The 15,641-nt window shown below is 68.4% G+C and carries 15 protein-coding genes and 2 pseudogenes; 9 read left to right on the forward strand and 8 right to left on the reverse strand.

What is annotated here, in order from left to right; all coding sequences use genetic code 11:
* Positions 1 to 18: 18 nt before the first annotated feature.
* The 6 genes and pseudogenes from WMF17_RS07595 to WMF17_RS07620 form a co-directional block, all read left to right on the forward strand.
* Positions 19 to 486 (forward strand): DUF6431 domain-containing protein, encoded by a 468-nt coding sequence (locus tag WMF17_RS07595; RefSeq protein ID WP_437651304.1) that lies wholly within the window; start codon positions 19 to 21, stop codon positions 484 to 486.
* Positions 487 to 612: 126 nt separating this feature from the next.
* Positions 613 to 1,962, forward strand: a complete 1,350-nt coding sequence (locus WMF17_RS07600) for a helix-turn-helix domain-containing protein (protein WP_437651306.1) — start codon at positions 613 to 615, stop codon at positions 1,960 to 1,962.
* Positions 1,959 to 2,774, forward strand: a complete 816-nt coding sequence (locus WMF17_RS07605) for an ExeA family protein (RefSeq protein ID WP_437648800.1) — start codon at positions 1,959 to 1,961, stop codon at positions 2,772 to 2,774. The genes WMF17_RS07600 and WMF17_RS07605 overlap by 4 nt, the downstream gene beginning before the upstream one ends.
* A complete protein-coding gene (locus WMF17_RS07610) occupies positions 2,771 to 3,028 on the forward strand; it encodes a hypothetical protein (RefSeq protein WP_437648801.1) in 258 nt (85 codons plus the stop codon). Before WMF17_RS07605 ends, WMF17_RS07610 begins: the two co-directional genes overlap by 4 nt.
* A 418-nt stretch (positions 3,029 to 3,446) precedes the next feature.
* Positions 3,447 to 3,605 (forward strand): hypothetical protein, encoded by a 159-nt coding sequence (locus WMF17_RS07615; protein ID WP_020740231.1) that lies wholly within the window; start codon positions 3,447 to 3,449, stop codon positions 3,603 to 3,605.
* Positions 3,606 to 3,861: 256 nt separating this feature from the next.
* Positions 3,862 to 4,500 (forward strand): annotated as a pseudogene (locus tag WMF17_RS07620) (reverse transcriptase family protein); the annotation flags it as partial.
* Between the two features lie 62 nt (positions 4,501 to 4,562).
* Here WMF17_RS07620 and WMF17_RS07625 read toward each other — a convergent pair.
* The 3 genes from WMF17_RS07625 to WMF17_RS07635 all read right to left on the reverse strand — a co-directional run bounded on the left by WMF17_RS07625 (position 4,563) and on the right by WMF17_RS07635 (position 6,984).
* Entirely contained in the window at positions 4,563 to 5,012 is a 450-nt protein-coding gene (locus WMF17_RS07625) for a hypothetical protein (protein ID WP_437337173.1), read from the reverse strand.
* Between the two features lie 339 nt (positions 5,013 to 5,351).
* Complete coding sequence (locus WMF17_RS07630; RefSeq protein ID WP_437601293.1) at positions 5,352 to 6,530, reverse strand: PAS domain-containing protein; 1,179 nt, start codon at positions 6,528 to 6,530, stop codon at positions 5,352 to 5,354.
* 226 nt (positions 6,531 to 6,756) lie between these two features.
* Positions 6,757 to 6,984 (reverse strand): hypothetical protein, encoded by a 228-nt coding sequence (locus tag WMF17_RS07635; RefSeq protein WP_437648802.1) that lies wholly within the window; start codon positions 6,982 to 6,984, stop codon positions 6,757 to 6,759.
* Positions 6,985 to 7,249: 265 nt separating this feature from the next.
* Here WMF17_RS07635 and WMF17_RS07640 point away from each other — a divergent pair, with 265 nt between their 5' ends.
* Positions 7,250 to 7,867, forward strand: a complete 618-nt coding sequence (locus tag WMF17_RS07640; RefSeq protein WP_437651307.1) for a transposase — start codon at positions 7,250 to 7,252, stop codon at positions 7,865 to 7,867.
* 837 nt (positions 7,868 to 8,704) lie between these two features.
* On the forward strand, positions 8,705 to 9,727 hold the full coding sequence (locus tag WMF17_RS07645; RefSeq protein ID WP_437601298.1) for a poly(ethylene terephthalate) hydrolase family protein: 1,023 nt from the start codon (positions 8,705 to 8,707) through the stop codon (positions 9,725 to 9,727).
* 25 nt (positions 9,728 to 9,752) lie between these two features.
* Here WMF17_RS07645 and WMF17_RS07650 read toward each other — a convergent pair whose 3' ends face one another.
* Entirely contained in the window at positions 9,753 to 10,262 is a 510-nt protein-coding gene (locus WMF17_RS07650) for a glycoside hydrolase family 30 beta sandwich domain-containing protein (protein ID WP_437648803.1), read from the reverse strand.
* A gap of 737 nt (positions 10,263 to 10,999) precedes the next feature.
* Positions 11,000 to 12,070, reverse strand: a pseudogene (gene tnpC / locus WMF17_RS07655) (IS66 family transposase); the annotation flags it as partial.
* Positions 12,071 to 12,120: 50 nt separating this feature from the next.
* Here tnpC and WMF17_RS07660 point away from each other — a divergent pair.
* Entirely contained in the window at positions 12,121 to 12,471 is a 351-nt protein-coding gene (locus tag WMF17_RS07660) for a DUF5372 family protein (RefSeq protein WP_437648796.1), read from the forward strand.
* 105 nt (positions 12,472 to 12,576) lie between these two features.
* Here WMF17_RS07660 and istB read toward each other — a convergent pair whose 3' ends face one another.
* From istB to WMF17_RS07675, 3 genes are read right to left on the reverse strand one after another with little or no spacing between them, the layout of a single operon-like run.
* A complete protein-coding gene (gene istB, locus WMF17_RS07665) occupies positions 12,577 to 13,365 on the reverse strand; it encodes an IS21-like element helper ATPase IstB (RefSeq protein WP_437644266.1) in 789 nt (262 codons plus the stop codon).
* Complete coding sequence (gene istA / locus WMF17_RS07670; RefSeq protein WP_437644267.1) at positions 13,358 to 14,863, reverse strand: IS21 family transposase; 1,506 nt, start codon at positions 14,861 to 14,863, stop codon at positions 13,358 to 13,360. Before istA ends, istB begins: the two co-directional genes overlap by 8 nt.
* Complete coding sequence (locus tag WMF17_RS07675) at positions 14,860 to 15,234, reverse strand: hypothetical protein (protein ID WP_437644268.1); 375 nt, start codon at positions 15,232 to 15,234, stop codon at positions 14,860 to 14,862. The genes istA and WMF17_RS07675 overlap by 4 nt, the downstream gene beginning before the upstream one ends.
* Positions 15,235 to 15,641: the final 407 nt, after the last annotated feature.

The raw sequence follows: 15,641 nt of genomic DNA on the forward strand, positions 1-15,641 counted from the left end.
TGCCCGCTGGGGGGCGGGTTGGGCCTGTGGGGTCACGGGTCGCGGTCACGGCAGGTGCGCGGCCCGCTGGCTGCAGGCGAGCGCGGCGGGCTCGTCACGATCGAGGCGCGTCGGTATCGATGCCGCCGCTGCGGCACGGTGATCACGGTCGTCCCGCGGGGCGTCGCACCGCGACGCCACTTCGCCGCGACGGCGATCGGTCTGGCCCTGCTGCTCGTCGGCGCCGCCGGTGCAGCGCTAATCGAGGTCCGGCGGCGCGTCAGTCCATGGTCTGCCAGCTTCGATGCCGACACCTGGGTCACCGTGCGGCGCTGGCTGCTCGCCATTGACCAGGGGCGCCTCTTCCCGCCGGTCCGCGCCAGTCCCCTCGCGTTTTCGCTGCGGCAGCGGGCCGAGCGCGCCGCGATGACGCTCATCGCGATGGCGCTTCCCGCGGCCGAAGTCTGCGAGGCCGCCGTCATGGCCGGCGCCGCGCGGGCTGCGTGATGGCGAGCGGCCCGCTTTCCAGGCTCATGTGGGGACCCACCCAGTTGGATCCTCGGTCGACGGAGCGCCTTGCGCTTGGATGCCTGTGCGGCCGGTGCGGTGTCACCGGCTCGGAAAGGACACGACGTGCAAGACCCCCTCAAGCCGAAGGACCACGCGGAAGCGGTAGCGCTCTATCGCAGCGAGTTCATCGGCTCGCTCATGCACCGCGAGCTCGACCGCGGAGAGCTCGCCGAAGCGCTCGCCGACCTGAGCAAGCAGCGGTTTCGCCCCCCGCGCGCCCATTCTCCGCGCACCTACTCGGTCCCCACGCTCGAGCGCTGGTACTACGCGTACAAGGCCGACGGTCTCGAAGGCTTGCGCCCCAGGCCCCGCAAGGACAAGGGACGAGCGCGCGAGCTCACCCCCGAGCAGCGGCGGATGCTGCTCGACATTCGAGAGGAGCACCCGAGCGCCTCCGTCTCGCTCATCCTCGACACCCTGATCGCGGCTGGCCGGCTCGACGAGGAGGCCATCTCCGCCACCACGGTGCGACGCTTGTACGCCGAACACCACCTCGATCGTGCCGCGCTGCGCGACCGGACGGGCGGCAAGGTGCGGTTGCGCTGGCAGGCCGAGCACCCTGGCGCTCTGTGGCACGGCGATGTGTGTCACGCGTCACCGATCATCGTCAACGGCAGTCCGGCGCCGGTGCGGATCCACGCGCTGCTCGACGACGCCTCCCGGTATATCCTCGCGATCGAGGCGATGAGCGCCGAGCGGGAGGTCGACATGCTGGCACTCTTCATCCGGGCGCTGCGCAAACACGGCGCTCCCGACGCCCTCTACCTGGACAACGGCTCGACCTACCGCGGGCACACCTTGCACCTGGCGTGTGAGCGACTCGGCACCACCCTGATCCACGCCCGCCCGTACGACGCCCCGGCACGCGGCAAGATGGAGCGTTTCTGGAGGACGTTGCGCCAGAGATGCCTGGACTTCACCGGAGCGCTCGGCTCGCTCCACGACCTCAATGTGCGGCTCTACGCATGGCTCGACGAGCACTACCACCGCACACCGCACGCGGCGCTCTTCGGCAAATCCCCCGCACAGGTTTACGAAGAGTATCCCCACATCACCGACGATCTCGACGAGCGAAAGCTCCGCGAGGCGCTCACGACCCAGGCCCGCCGGCGCGTCCGGCGTGACAGCACGCTCTCCATGGATGGGCAGGACTGGGAGACCGATCTCGGCTTCCTCGCCGGTCAGCTCGTCACGGTCTCGCGGTGCCTCGTCACGCCGAACGAGCCGCCCTGGATCGAACACGAGGGCAAACGCTTCGTCCTGCACCGGGTCGATCCGGTAAGAAACGCACATCGCCCGCGGCCTGCCTGTAACCTCGATGTCGCTCACGAGGCGCGCGTCCCATTCGACCCGCCGAAAACACTCCTGGACAAGGCTCTCGGCCGAGCGCCCGGCGATAGTGAGGCGGAATGACCATGGACTTCTGTAGCCACTTCAGCTTCAGCATAGAGCCATTCTCCAAGGAGGTCGAAGACGGTGAGCTCTGGCTTCCCCCGTCCAAGCAGATGATCCTCGAGATGCTCGTCGAAGCGGTGCACGCCAGAAAAAGCGTGCTCCTCTCCGGTGACCCAGGCGTCGGCAAGACGTGTCTCCTCCGCGCGCTCCGTCATGCCCTCTCACCGCAGACGTTTCGCTTGACCTACTGCGCCAATGTGACGCTTGGACGCCGGGACTTCTATCGCCAGCTCTGCCTGGCGCTCGGCCTCGCTCGTTGCAGCACCGCGGGAGACGTCTTCTACGCAGTCAGCACGCACGTCGAGGATCTCGCAAAGGAGCGCGTATTCCCGGTCTTCGTCCTCGATGAGGCCCACCTGCTTCATCAGGATACGCTCGACCATCTTCACATCCTCCTCAATTACGCCTGGGATAGCCGCGCACTGCTTTCGCTCGTGTTGCTTGGCTTGCCCGAGCTCAGCGAGCGGCTCCGCGTGCGGCGCAATCGCTCCCTGTATTCGCGCCTCCACTACCGATTGACCATCGACCCGCTCACGCCGGACGATACGGCCGACTATCTCCGTGTACGTCTCAGCCGAGTCGGCTGCACGAAAGAGCTCTTCACCTCGGACGCGATCGCGATGTTGCACGAGGCGACCGCTGGTAGCCTGCGCGACACCGACCGACTCGCCACGGCCGCGCTCCGCGCCGCTGCGCGTAAGAAGCGCAAGCTCGTCGAGCGCGATATCCTGAGCCGCCTCTTGCAGCTGGACGCAGAGGAGGCCGGATGAACGCCGACCCTTTGGCCGAAGGGGACACGCGGCGCGCCGATGTCGAGGGCAGCGCAGTCGCCGTCCTCGTCGTTGCCCTCGCGCTCGCCCGCGACGCGCTCGCCGCGAACTACCCGGACGACCCTGAGCCGCTTTGCCCTCGCACCTACGCCGTCGACGTCGTGCTCCACTACCTCGACCGGCTCAACGACGCCCTCACTCGCCACCGCGCCGTCCTCGACGGCGATGACCGCCTCCCCATCCACATCGACTGAGAGCGTCGGCGCTCTGCGACCGCCGAGGTGACCCGGCGCCTCGCCTCGCTGCAACCGCGGTGAGCGGAGATCCAGGTCGACGATGGCCATCACAAAGCCGGATCTTCCGGCCATCAAGAAGGCTGCTCGGTAACACGGGACTGTCGCGGTGGACATGGATCCGCTCTCGCTCTTGTGCCGCCTCGCGGCCAGCGTCCCGCCGCCGCGCTTTCACACCGTCAAGTACGCGGGGGTGCTCGCCTCGGCAAGTCCATGGCGCAAGCGCATCGGACCGCGCCCTGCGAAGCCACAAGAGCCTACGAGGGCGGACGAAGACGCCGCTTCGAAACGCAAGCGTGGCGGCTATCGGCCGTGGGCCGAGCTCTTGCGCCGCACATTTGCGATCGACGTCCTCGAGTGCCCAACTTGCAAGGGGCGGATGAAACTCGTCGCCATGGTGACCGAGCCAAGGAACATCGCCCGCTTCCTCTCCGCGCTCGGCGAGCCGACCGACGTCCCAGCACGCTCTCCCAACCGAGGGCCGCCGTACTGGAAGAGCACCGTTCTGCGCCGCAAGGCGCCCGGTGACGCCGCATAGCGTCTCGCGACGCGCCTCCCGGGCCAGACCAACGCCCGGACGGACACGTGTGCCCACGGCACGCCGATGCGCCCCGTAGCGCGCTCGGCGCCGCCCGGACCACGCTCTTTCGGCCCAGGACCGAGCCATCACGACGCTCGCGGCCCCACCCTTTCGGTTTACTGCGCTACACTTCTTCGCGCTGCGATCCGGCTTCTTTTACCTACGCGCGCTACACTTCTTCGCGCTGCGATCCGGCTTCTTTTACCTACGCGCCGCGCTGCTCGCGACGGAGGCGCCGCGCGAGGTCGTGCAGTTCCGCGGGCAGACGCTCCACGTGGCGACCGGCCCGCGCGTGCTCCCGCAGGGCGCGCCCACCTCTCCTGCGATCACGAACGCGATCTGCCTGCGGCTCGATCGGCGCGTGTCCGGGCTCGCGCGCAAGCTGGGGTTCCGCTACACGCGGTATGCGGACGATCTCACCTTCTCCTTCCGCGCGCCCGATGCGCCAGATGCGCCCGGGCTCGCCGGCGCCGCGCGGCCGCGCGCGCCGGTGGGCGCGCTGCTCCGGGGCGTCCGGGAGATCTTGAGCGCGGAGGGCTTCCGGCTGCACCCGGGCAAGACCGTGGTGATGCGCAAGGGCAGCCGCCAGAAGGTGACGGGCCTCGTCGTCAACGGCGCGGGCGAGGCGGCCCCCGCGGCGCGGGTCCCGCGCGAGCGGGTGCGCGCGCTGCGCGCGGCGATCCGCAACCGGGAGCTGGGGAGGCCCGGGAAGGGGGAGACGCTCGCGCAGCTCAAGGGGCTCGCGGCGTTCGTGTACATGACCGATCCGGTGCGGGGGCGCGCGTTCCTCGGGCGCATCGAGGCGCTCGAGCGGAATCCGCCGGCGCCGGCCGATGGGGAATCCGGGCGGTAGGCGGGCCAGGCAGCCTGTTCAGAGCGCCGCGCGGGCGGTAGCCAGAGCAGGCAGCGAGAGGGTTACTGTCGCTCCATCCTGAGCAGCGTGACGTCCCCCGCGTCCCTGGCGATCGCTGTCCCCCGCTGCCCCTGCGCCGTCAGCACCCAGTCGAAGACGCTGACGCCGCCGGACGAGTCGACCGTGGTGAAGGTGCCCGTGCCGTCCTGGTCCAGCGTCCATGTACCGGTAAAGGTATCGGAGAAGTACGCACCCTCGAGGTTCCCCGATTCCGTGGCGGTGAGCGTCCCATTGCGGTGGAATGTAATGGTCCCATTCGCCACGAAATTGCCCTGCCCGACGATGGTGCCGGAGGCGTCCCAGCCGAAGCGGCCCTGAAAACCGCCGCCCCTGCGCTCGGACGCCGCAGGCTCCTTCGCGTGCGCGATCCCGGCGCCGCGCTGCTCCACGTCGAGGAAGCACGCGCCAGTCAGCAGACCAACGATCGCCAGCCTTACCAATGACTTTTTCATGTTGCACCTCCACTCCCGGCTTTCGCGGAGCGGGTATGTTCGAGATGGTCCGATGAGGGGCACAGGCCCCCTCGATCCGAGCGCTTGCGTCTTCGCGCCTGCGGCGTGCCCAGATGGGTCATGACCCGAGGGACGCCGCGAGCATCGAGCACCCAAGTCTCGGTATCTGATCGAGGCTACGGGCTAGCGGGCTCAGCTGTCAACACCGAGGGCACGCTCACGACGAAACCTGCTCGAATGTCGGAGCCCGAACAAATCTGCGCGCCTCTACGCTCCCCGCGGACGCGCCAAAAGGAGCGCGAAGCGCCGACGGGGGCGCGCCGCGCCGACCTCGCGGCCTCAGCTCCGGGTCGAGAAGAGGCGGATCGCGTCCTTCGGGGTGCGCATCGTGACCATGCTCGAGAGATCGATGCCCAGCGAGGTCATCGTCTGCGCGACCGCGGGCTGTATCCCCGTGATCGCGGCGCGCGCGCCGAGCAGGCCTATCGCGCGGACGATGCCGACGAGCCGGTCGGCGGTGCGCGTATCCATCGCCTCGAGCGCCGAGAGATCGATCACCACGCTGCGCACGTGCCGCGTCGCGATTGCGTCGAGCAAGCGCTCGGTGAGCATGGCCGTCCGCTCTTCATCCATGGCGCCGATGAGCGGCACGCCGACGATGCCGTCGGCGACCTCCAGGATGGGCGCGGAGAGCGCGAGGATTTGCCGGTGCTGCGCCTGGATGACGGCGAGCCTCCGGTCGAGCTCGGCGGCGAGCGCCGATTTCTCGTCCGCCTCGCGCCGGGCCGCCGCGGCCATTGTCTGCAGCTCGCGCGCCGAGCGCTGGAGCGCCTCCTGGGCGCGCTGGCGCTCGGAGACATCCACGCTGAAGCAGGCGACCTGCACCTCGCCGCTCCTGCGGACGATCGGCTTCTTGACGGTCTCGTACCAGTGCACCTCGCCGTTCGGCCGCGTCTCCTTCTCCTCGATGACCGCCGGCTGCCGCGTGTCGATGACCTGCCGGTCGACGCTGGCGAACCCTGCCGCCTCCTCCGCGCTCGCGGTGAGCTCGTGCTGGGACGCGTGGACGACCTGCTCCGGGGTCATGCCGTAGCAGTCCGCGAGCGCGCGGTTCGCCATGACGAAACGGCTGCGCCGGTCCTTGATGAACATGAGGCTGGGCGCGAGGTCGATGAAGGTGCGCAGGAGCTCCACCTCCTCGGCGAGCTCCTCCTCGCGGCGGCGCGGCGCCGCCCCGTCCTGCGCGCGCGCGTGCACGAAGACGAGCGGCTCTCCCTCGGCCCTCGCGCAGCGCAGGAACGTCCAGCGCTGCGGGCCCGATCCATTCCCCGGCCCCGCGTCGATCTCCATCCGGCGCTGCGCCCCTCCGAGCACCGCGCGCGCGGCCTCCTCGGCCTGCGGCGCGAGGACCGGCGCCGCCCCGAAGGCGTGGCGCCATGCCGCGTTGACCTCTCGCAGCTGCAGGGTCGCGTCGAGCACCGCGAGCGGCTCAGGAAAAGCGTCCAAGTCTGCGCGCATGCGCACCTCCGTGGCGGCCGGTGCGACGCTGCAGACGCACCGTGTCGACAGCGACGACGATGCCTGTACGGCGCGCGGTTGTCTACGGCGTCCGCCGGTGTGATGTCGTGAGCACAGGCCCGTCCCGGGCGCTTTATCCATTCAATATAGGAGCGTGTTCGTCCGCTCCGCAACGAGGGTGTCCGGGTCGCTCGCCAGCTGTGAAGCCGGGCTCGGACCTGAAGGCCTAAAGATGGTTGGGCGGCTCACTCACCTTCAGGGGGAGCCGCGCCGCCGGATCGCCGAGCAGCACGTAGCCGCGCAGATCGTTGCGGAGCATGAATGCGCGGCTGCGGTGGGTGGGCTCGACCGGGGAGGGCCGGTTCCATGCGCGCGCGTCCTCTTCGGCCTGATAGCCGGCGATCAGCTCGTCGTTGACCTCGCGGTACGAGCGCATCAGCGCGTCGAGCGCCACGCCGGCGCGGCTGCCGCGGGCGGTCGACTGGAGGCTGCCGAAGATCCGGGAGGCGCGGCTCTGCGCCGCCCGGGCCGGGTCGACGAAGCTGTAGGTCCAGGCGAGACACGGGCATCTCGAGATCGAGCACGACGTCGAGGAGGACGGCGAGCCCGAGGCAGCGCTCTGTGCCTCCGCCGTCTCGGGACGAGAGTCGCCCGCCGGCCCGCAATGGCTCCGCGGGCTCTCGCCGTCTTCTCCGAGCGCGCTCGCGTACGACAAGCCGCTGTGCGCTGCGCTCGATGGCTTCACCTTGCACGCAGCGACGCGCGCCGGTGCGCACCATGCCGCGGCGAGGGAGGCGCTGCTGCGTTACGTGCTGCGACCCCCGATCGCAAAGGAGCGCGTCGAGCCGCAGCAGGACGGCCTGGTGCGGCTGTCGCTCAAGCGCGCCTTCGCTGACGGGACTGTCGCGGTGGACATGGATCCGCTCTCGCTCTTGTGCCGCCTCGCGGCCAGCGTCCCGCCGCCGCGCTTTCACACCGTCAAGTACGCGGGGGTGCTCGCCTCGGCAAGTCCATGGCGCAAGCGCATCGGACCGCGCCCTGCGAAGCCACAAGAGCCTACGAGGGCGGACGAAGACGCCGCTTCGAAACGCAAGCGTGGCGGCTATCGGCCGTGGGCCGAGCTCTTGCGCCGCACATTTGCGATCGACGTCCTCGAGTGCCCAACTTGCAAGGGGCGGATGAAGCGCGTCGCCATGGTGACCGAGCCAAGGAACATCGCCCGCTTCCTCTCCGCGCTCGGCGAGCCGACCGACGTCCCAGCACGCTCTCCCAACCGAGGGCCGCCGTACTGGAAGAGCACCGTTCTGCGCCGCAAGGCGCCCGGTGACGCCGCATAGCGTCTCGCGACGCGCCTCCCGGGCCAGACCAACGCCTGGACGGACACGTGTGCCCACGGCACGCCGATGCGCCCCGTAGCGCGCTCGGCGCCGCCCCGGACCACGCTCTTTCGGCCCAGGACCGAGCCATCACGACGCTCGCGGCCCCACCCTTTCGGTTTACTGCGCTACACTTCTTCGCGCTGCGATCCGGCTTCTTTTACCTACGCGCCGGTCTGTTCGCCGAGCCGCTGGAGTGCCGCGCGCGGTACCCGGCGGACCCCGCGTGACGAAACTGAAAGGGGAGGGACGCTGCTCGACGACGTGGCCGGGGGGAGGTCTGCCCTGAGGTGCGTGCGCCGGCCATCACGACGCGCCGCGAACCGCGACGGCGGCCGTTTGGACGAGCTCAGTAGTGTACAGCTATACGGTAGGATGCCTTCCGCTTGGTGCCAGTAGTGTACAGCTATACGGTAGGATGCCTTCCGCTTGGTGCGACGTCGCGGTAATCGCAGGCGTTTCACGAGTGGAAGACCTGCCTGATCGCATAAGGCCCGTTCTGTCAATGAGCTCGTACAGTCGGACTGCACGAGCCAGGAACGGCTCCGAGAATCTTGACTTTGCGGAACGCGTTTGCTTGTCCTATCCGCCAAAGCGCTTGACGACGCTGAGCGGCTGGGCGAGGACAGAGTCACCATGAGGCGTTGGCTACTGGCTTTGGGCGTGTGCGTTTCCACCGCGGCGTGTGGTAACGGATCGAATGGGGACGCTGCCGCGAGCGGGGGCGCGGTTGGCACGGACAGCGGTGGGACGGGCAGCGGGGGCACGGCCTCCGGTGGTGCGACGGGCTCTGGGGGAATGGCCGAAAGCGGCGGCGCATCCAGCGGCGGCGCATCCAGTGGTGGGGCTGGCGGCTCGAGTGGGGCCACGGGTGGCGCGGCTTCGGGCGGGCAACCGGGCAGCGGCGGCCAAGGAAATGCCGGAAGCGGCGGCACGACCGGTAGCGGCGGCTCGGTCAGTAGCTGCGTCGGCGACCCGTTCCCCACGGCCGATCCTACCAAGACGGGCCCCTTCTCGGTCACCGCAGACAAGAACGTCGGCCCCCTCGCCGGCGTCGTTCCCGATCCGATCTATGGGGACGAGCAACAGCGCTTCAACGTGTACCGCCCGAGCAATATCGCAACCAGCGGCCACTGCCATCCGATCCTGATCTGGGCCAATGGCTACCGGGACAATCCGGAGCAGAAGCCGCCGAAATGCGTCGTCAACGCCGGCAGCAATCAGTGGTGCGGACAATACGGACCGATCGTCAACCATCTCGCGTCCCACGGTTTCGTCGTGGTGGCTTCTCTCAGCACCGCGACCGCCGAAGGCGATCCTTTTCCCACGACCGCGGGCCTCGATTGGATCTTGGAACAAGCCGAGGATGCGAGCAGCCCGTACTATCACGCCCTCGACACCACGAAGATCGGCCAGCTTGGCCATTCCTATGGGGGCATGTCGACTTGCAAGACGGCCTCCGATCCCCGTTTCTCGGCCCTCGGCACGATTTGCGGCACCAGTGCCCTCGAGGGAGTGCACACCCCCATGTTGTTCTTCTGCGGGGGGAACGACTCCACGGTGAAATGCAGCGGGGTCCACGATGTCTTCAAGACGGTCACCGATCAGCCCGCGTTTTTCCTCAACGAGCTCAACGCGGATCACGGTAGCTGGGTCTATCAGGGCGCAAATGGCGTGTCCCTGTCGTCGGCCGCGGCCTGGTTCCGCGTTCATCTGATGGATGACACAGCGAACAGGAACTTCTTCTACGGCGACAACTGCAAGTTCTGCACCGATGGCCGCGTGCAAGCAGAGCAGAACGCCCTGATGAAGGTCCCCTGAGCGACGGGGCCGATCTGGCTAGGCTTCACTGACTCACGAACGTCGTCACGCTCATGGCTTCGAGGGCCATCGGGAGCGTGGCGTCCGTTACGGTGACGGGAGTTCCTTCGGCCCAGTTCTTCGAAGCGGCGGTCACGAAGGGGACCATCGCGTTTGGCGCGGTGCCGCCTGCGAAGGCGAGGGGAACGGTCTGGGCGGAGGTTGTCTCGTTGATGGCGACGACGACGACTTTGCCGCTGTCGTTTGTGTAGGCGCTGACGAGGACCTTTTCCGGGAAGACGCCGGTGACGGCGACGCGGTGGTAGCCGGGGCGAATGTAGCGGGTGAAGTTTCCGAACGTGTAGTAGCGCTTGGTGGTGACGCTGCCTGACTGCTGAATCAAGCCTTCGTTCGTGGTGTTGCCCGAGTACCACCACCAGAGCCAGGCGTTGGCTTCGCCGACCACGAGCGCGCTGTGCACCCAACGGGCGATGGCCACGCCGTTCTCGATGGTGTTGCTCGGTCCCTGTTCCGGCCACCACTTCACGCCGGACATCTCGGTCTGCCAGACTTCCTTGTCGCCCCGAGGCGGGACATCGTCCGGCCAGGGGTAGGCGACCTGAGTGTCATATTGGTGGGTCCCGAGGATGTCGAAGGCGGCCCACGCGTCCGGGTCGGCAGCGAGCGCGTGCCCATAGTCGTACCCGCCAAAGTCCCTTGCTGAAATTTATCAGGTCACACGCAGGGCACACAAAAAGCAGAAGACACGACTCTCGCCGTGTCTTCTTGGTTTGGTGGAGGCGCCGGGAATCGAAACGCCTGCCGAGGGTGGGGATCCGCAGGGATCGCGTGTGTTTCCGCATGAGTCGGGAGCGGCAAGCGTGCCGACGACGGCGGCTAAGTGCGCGAAGCCTCGTGAGCCGGACGAATCGCGGACGAAACCGGCGGACCCGCGGACGGTGCTCCTCCGTCAGCTGGCGGACGGCATGAGGGCGGCGCTCGCGGCGGGCGACGTCGAGGCGGCGCGCATCGCCCACGAGACGATCGGGCGGCTACTCGGCGCGCCAGGGGCCGACACGGCCGGCGTCATCGACCTCGCCGCCGAGCGCAGCCGGCGCGTAACCGCCCACCCATCGCCATGGGGGCGACCCCTTGCGGCTCTCACCGGGGTCGACGATGCTGGGCGCGGGGCGGCGCCTGCCGATGGTCCGGGCAGACGCGAGCGGACACGAGAGGGCCGGCGAGGGGCTCTCCCCCCGGGACCCCCGGCGGCGAAGATTGAGGTTCGCGTCTTCAGGACGTGTCGGCGTCGTCAGCGACCGGAGCCGCGAGCGACGCTCGCGCCCATGCGTCGGGCAGCAGCTCGTCCAGGCGTTCGCGCGGCCAGCCCGCCTGCAGCTTGCCGAGCACCTCCGTCGCCCAGGCGAGCGGGTTGACTCCGTGCATCCGGCACGAGCCAAATACGGTGTAGCCGACGGCGAGGCGTTCAGCTCCCTTGTCCGAGCCCGCGAACAAGTAGTTCTTCCTTCCGAGCGCCACACATCTTATCCGCCGTTCGACTTCACCGTTGTCGATCTCGAAGCGCCCATCCGTGAAGCAGCGCCGCCACGCTGCCTCCTGGTTGATGGCGTACAGCGTCGCGACGTATAGCGGCGTACTTGGCACGAGCCGCAGGTGCAGCTCGTGAATCCACTCATAGAGCTTCTCGAGCACGGGGAGCGACAGCTCCTGCCGGCGCGTCAGGCGTGCCTCCGCGGACAGCGCCTCAGCTTTGCAGGCAGCTTCGATGCGGTAGATGGCCTTGAAGTACGCAAGCGCTACAGCGGCTCGCTCGTCGCCGCCCTTCGCCGCCTTCTCGAACTTCGCGCGGATGTGCATTCCACAGCCGAGCCGGCGCTCCTCGGGCACGATCACCTCGCCACCGTCGTCTCCGCGCAACATCGCGCCGTACCCTGCGTGGCCATCGCCCTGCAGGTAGCCTGTGAAGCCCTGCAGCTGGGCAGCCGGATGCTTCGCCCTCCAGTCCGGTGCGTACAGGAAGGCGACGAGCTCAGCCCCGACGAAGGCCCAGATGTGCCCTCGCTTCACCCCCGCTGGATGATCCTGATCCAGCACGCGCATCCCGGTGTCATCGGCGCGCAGGTAGCATGCGCCCAGCACACTCTCCTGGATCCTCTTGGCCACCGAGGCAAGCACATCGAGCGCGAACGCCGACCACTCACCCAGCGTCGACGGCGACAGCGACACGCCGAAGCGAGCGTACTGCTGCGCCTGCCGGTAGAGCGGCATCGCGTCCTCGAACTTCTCGACGATGATGCTCGCGAGCAGCCCCGGCCCCGGGCGACCCCGATCCATCACCTTGTACCTCACCACGAACTGCACGCCCTTCGCCCACGGGCGAGCGCCTTGTGCGCGTGACGCACCCGTTCCACCCGCTCAGCGGACGGCAGCTCGTCTGCGTGGGCGAGCGGTACAACCGGTACGGGACGCGGCTCCTGCTGCGCGTCGACGAGGAGCACATCTGCTCCGTGCCGCGGCAGTGGACCGATGTCGTCGCGCGCGATCCCGAGGTCGTCATCGGCCAGGGTCGCGCGCTGCTCCGGGTAGCCGATCTCCTGGAGCTTGCCGGCCTGGTGTCGCACCTCGTCGAGCAGGAGCGCCGGGCTCAAGCGCGTAAAGGAAATAACACCGCAAGCGTAAAGGCAAATGTGCCGCGTACCAAAAAGAGACGATCCGAACACGCGAGAAAACGCGACAACACTTGACCAATACGCGTCGCGCACGTTTGATTGTTGCTGGACCGTTCAAACCGCGGAAATCTGAACAGCCCGGCCGACCCCTGAGCGGGTGGCCGGGCTGCCGGGCAACGCCTACTTCTTCTTGTTCTTCGGCACCCCGTCGTCTCGCGGAGACGGTGCTCGCCGGCCGGCGTGCTCCTTGGCTTCGCGCAACCGGTAGCTCTCCCCCTCGATCGCGATCACGTCGGCATGATGGATCACCCGGTCGATGAGCGCGGTGGCGCACGTCGCGTTCGGGAAGACCGTCGGCCAGTCGCTAAACGCGAGATTGGTGGTGAGCACAAGGCTCTTCTTCTCGTACCGCCGGCTCACCACCTGAAAGAGCAGGTCGGCGTTGCGGTTGTCGAAGGCGAGGTAGCCGACCTCGTCGAGCACGAGCAGGCTGATCTTCGCGTAGTGCTTCAAGCGACGGTCGAGGGCACGTGAGGACTCCTGTGAGCCCAGATCGAGCAGGAGCTGCGCGGCGGTGACGAAGAGGACCGAGTGGCCCATCAGGACGGCCTGGTGCGCGAGATTCTGGGCGATCATCGTCTTTCCCAGGCCTTGCGGGGCGGCGAGCACGATGTTGCGCGCGGCGGCGAGATAGCCCCCGCCGAGCGAGTGCTCGACGAGCTCGCGGTCGATCTTCGTCGGCCAGGCCCAGTCGTAGTCGATCATCGGCTTGAAGCGGCCGAGATGGCTGTCCGAGAAGCGCCGCTCCAGGCTGCGCCTCACGCGGTCCTTCTCGTCGAGATCGACGACCCGTTCGAGCAGCTGCACCGGGCTCCAGCGCTCTTTCGTTGCCAGGGCGATGAGATCGTCGAGCCCCGCGCCGGTGGCGCGGAGCCCGAGGTCGTCAAGACGTTCTGCGAGATCACTCATGACGCTCCTCCGGGTCGCTGGCGCCGAGCGCGTCGTAGCGGCCGAGCGCGTGCGGCGTGATCCGCAGTCCGTGGATTCGCGGATCGTCGGACATGACGTGTTCGAGCGGCGGCGGGGCCCCGGCGGCGCGCGTCGCCTGATCGAGCACGTGCGCGACCGACTGGGCCGAGAGCGCGCCGCGCCCGAACGCATCGGCGATCGCCCCATCGAGGGGCGCCGCGCCGAATCGATCGAGCAGCCGCAGCAGCCGAGACGTGGTGCCACCGAGGTGCCCGCCCCGCAGCGCAATGGCGTCGAGAAACGCCTCGGCATGGGCGCAGGCGGTGCGCAGACGGTCGCGCCCGCGCAGCTCGTGCGCGTGGCGCTTGTGGTCGGCGAGCGTCTGGAGGTGCGTCGGGTCCTCCACGGTTTGAAGCCGATCGTAGGAGCGGCGGTGATGGGCGACGACGGTCTTGCCGTCGACAATCCGGACACTCTCCTCCGAGGCGATCAGCGTGAGCGGCTTGCGCACGAGAGCGTGCGGGATCGAGTAGTCGTTGAGGTCGAAGCGGAGGTACGGCGTCTTGCCCGAAGCCGCCGGTCGCACCAGATCGCTCTCGAAGGCATGTTGCGGCAGCGGCAGCAGGCGCGGCCGCTCCTCGGTGAGCGCCTCGGCGACCAGGCGTCCGTCGGGATCGCCGGGGACGCGGCGTGTGTGGGCGACGGCCGCGATCCAGGCGGCAAGCTGCGTGTTGAGGTCGGCCACCGAGGAGAACGAGCGAGCGTCGAAGAAAGAGTAGCGCAGGTAGCGAATGGCCCTCTCGACCTTGCCCTTCTCGTTTCCCCGGTACGGCGCGCAGGGCTTGGTGGCAAAGTGGTAGTGGCCCGCGAGCTCGAGCAGACGAGGATGAAAGCGAATGATGTCTCCCTGCCGCTCGAGCACGGCCGTCTTGAGGTTGTCGTAGAGCAGCGCCCGTGGCACGCCGCCGAGCGCCTCGAAGGCGCGCATGTGGCAGCGGACGAAGCTCTCCAGCGTCTGGTCGAGGGTGAAGTAGGCGTAGACGGCGCGCGACCACCCGAGTACCATCACGAAGCACGACAGCGCTCGCTTGGCCCTGCCAACGAGGAGGGTCCCAAAGCATCCCCAGTCCACCTGGGCCTGCTCCCCCGGCAGGGTGCGCAGGCGAAAGAACGCCTCGTGGTGCGAAGAGGGTCGGATGGCGCGCACGTACCGGCGCAGCTGCACCACCGAGCCTGCGTAGCCACGGGACGTGATCATGTCGTAGAGCCGGGTGGAGAGCAGCTTCGGGTGGTCCTTGAGCGTGAGCTGGATAAAGCTCTTGTAGGGATCGAGGACCGAAACGTGCGCTCGGTACTGGGTGTTGACGAAGCGCGTCGCATCGATGGCGAGGCGCACGGTGTCGTGGTGGACGCCCAGCTCGGCGGCGATCGTCCCCACCTTCCAGTGCTCGGCGAAGTAGAGCCTTCGCATGCGGGAGCGCAGCTCTTCCGAGATCATCGCGACACCTCTCCGATCAGCAGTCGCTCGAGATCATGAAAGCGGCCCATCCCCGCGATCCCCGGCCGTCTTCGCCTTCGCCCGGCGACGGGGACCCAGGCGACGGTGAACAGCGGATCGATTCCGTGGTCGGTCAACCGATCTCGACAGAGACTCGAGTCGCACGAAGTCCGCTCGTCGTCCGCAGCGAGCGCAGCGTGGACGTGCATCCCCTGCCAGAGCGCGATCGCCTCCAGGAGCGTCGCGAGCGCGCGCGGGTGCGAGGGGTCGCGGCGCAGCCTCGCCTTCAGGAGCGTCTCGCCCGCGCCGTGCATCGCCAGCACCCGCGTCGCGGTCGGGCCCGGGGCGATTCCCATCCAGATCGAACTCATGGCTCTTCTCCTCGCCGGCGCTCGCGCCCCTCGACACGAGGAGCGAATCGGCCGGCGAGGGGAGAGTCGCGGGTGGGGCAACTTCTCGGGTAGCAGCGTCCGTTACAATCGTCGCGCGCTCCTTCCGGAGCTGTCGGACCCGGAGCAACGTCATGTGCTTGCCCTCCGGACTCCTCCAGTAGCGCTGCGCGCTCTCATGCCGCGCCAGCCGACGCCGGAGGTCCTTGCACACGGCCCCGCAGTACCAGTCGCCGCGGTCGCACCGCGGACAGAGGTAAAAGAGCCGAGCGCAGGCCGGATTTGCGCACTGAACCTGGCGAACGGAGTCCATCCCGCACCGAGCGGAAAGTTGGCCGAGCCGGGTGGACCGTGCGACACCACAAGGCGTCGACCGCGTCCATCCGCGA

Source organism: Sorangium sp. So ce362 (assembly GCF_051519845.1).
Classification (GTDB): Bacteria; Myxococcota_A; Polyangia; order Polyangiales; family Polyangiaceae; genus Sorangium.

What these genes read in the sequence shown, in the direction of transcription:
- WMF17_RS07605 (WP_437648800.1), top strand. Translation starts at nt 1,959, where the DNA reads ATGACCATGGACTTCTGTAGCCACTTCAGCTTCAGCATAGAGCCATTC.
- WMF17_RS07610 (WP_437648801.1), top strand. Translation starts at nt 2,771, where the DNA reads ATGAACGCCGACCCTTTGGCCGAAGGGGACACGCGGCGCGCCGATGTC.
- WMF17_RS07615 (WP_020740231.1), top strand. Translation starts at nt 3,447, where the DNA reads ATGAAACTCGTCGCCATGGTGACCGAGCCAAGGAACATCGCCCGCTTC.
- WMF17_RS07625 (WP_437337173.1), bottom strand. Translation starts at nt 5,012, where the DNA reads ATGAAAAAGTCATTGGTAAGGCTGGCGATCGTTGGTCTGCTGACTGGC.
- WMF17_RS07630 (WP_437601293.1), bottom strand. Translation starts at nt 6,530, where the DNA reads ATGCGCGCAGACTTGGACGCTTTTCCTGAGCCGCTCGCGGTGCTCGAC.
- WMF17_RS07645 (WP_437601298.1), top strand. Translation starts at nt 8,705, where the DNA reads ATGGCCGAAAGCGGCGGCGCATCCAGCGGCGGCGCATCCAGTGGTGGG.
- WMF17_RS07650 (WP_437648803.1), bottom strand. Translation starts at nt 10,262, where the DNA reads ATGTCCGGCGTGAAGTGGTGGCCGGAACAGGGACCGAGCAACACCATC.
- istB (WP_437644266.1), bottom strand. Translation starts at nt 13,365, where the DNA reads ATGAGTGATCTCGCAGAACGTCTTGACGACCTCGGGCTCCGCGCCACC.
- istA (WP_437644267.1), bottom strand. Translation starts at nt 14,863, where the DNA reads ATGATCTCGGAAGAGCTGCGCTCCCGCATGCGAAGGCTCTACTTCGCC.
- WMF17_RS07675 (WP_437644268.1), bottom strand. Translation starts at nt 15,234, where the DNA reads ATGAGTTCGATCTGGATGGGAATCGCCCCGGGCCCGACCGCGACGCGG.